Genomic DNA, 475 nt, shown 5'->3' with positions numbered 1-475 from the left:
TGTAGAAGTTCAGACTTGATCTAATGGAATGGACGCCCCCGCCAACGGCATTACGTCGAAGTGGTTGTGTCAAACAGACCACTCACAAAAGGGGCCTCCACCATGAAGATCACGACTATCGGCATTGATCTCGCAAAAAACGTGTTCCAATTGCACGGCGTAGATGAACACAGCAAGACAATCCTGAAGAAACAGCTTCGCCGCGAACAGATGGCGGTTTATTTCGCCAATCTGCCTCGATGCCTAATTGGCATGGAAGCCTGTGGTGGTGCTCACCACTGGGCACGTCTGCTGCAAAGCTTCGGCCATACCGTCAAATTGATGGCGCCACAGTTCGTCAAACCCTACGTCAAGACCAACAAGCACGATGCCGCTGATGCTGCGGCGATTTGCGAAGCCGTGACCCGGCCGGCTATGCGTTTCGTGCCGATCAAGACCGTTGAGCAGCAAGCCATTCTATCGGTACATCGGGCAC

At 53.5% G+C, this 475-nt stretch carries 1 protein-coding gene; it reads left to right on the top strand.

Annotated features, from left to right (window positions below; genetic code table 11):
• Positions 1-102: 102 nt before the first annotated feature.
• The coding region (locus tag ACUHMQ_RS21065) for an IS110 family transposase (RefSeq protein WP_445297392.1) at positions 103-475 on the top strand (373 nt) is incomplete at its 3' end.

This window comes from Chitinimonas violaceus (genome assembly GCF_052601015.1).
The sequence above is the reverse complement of the archived record's forward strand: the minus strand, read 5'-3'. Positions and strand labels throughout refer to the sequence as shown.